Source organism: Lacinutrix cladophorae (genome assembly GCF_053604645.1).
The window spans coordinates 1-369 of record NZ_JBSHNR010000017.1 but is presented as its reverse complement, the minus strand read 5'-3'; the positions used below and the strand labels follow the sequence as shown (position 1 = coordinate 369).

1 pseudogene is annotated in these 369 nt (G+C 45.8%); it reads left to right on the top strand.

The window, feature by feature from the left end:
- Window positions 1-369, top strand: a pseudogene (locus tag ACVC3Y_RS00070) (hypothetical protein); the annotation flags it as partial.

Here is a 369-nt window from a genome sequence, read left to right as displayed (position 1 = left end):
TGTGTAGGTGGCGATGTAGTAAATGTAGATTTATTAGATACAACTAGTGATTGGTATACATCCGATTGTGATGGAGATGGAGTAATCAACGGAACAGAGGTAGATCCAGATATGGATGGTACCGCAGGACCTGATGGAACGGATCCAACCGATCCATGTGATTACAACGTAGCAGATATAACAGTAACACAAACTGGAGATTGGTCATTAGCAGATTGTGATGGAGACGGAGATCCAAACGGAACCGATCCAGAACCACTAGATCCATGTGTATTCACAGCAGGCAGTGTAGGAGATGCAAGTAACCCAGTATGGGCAGATGCAGATTGTGACGGAGACGGCGAACCAAACGCAACGGATCCAGATCCA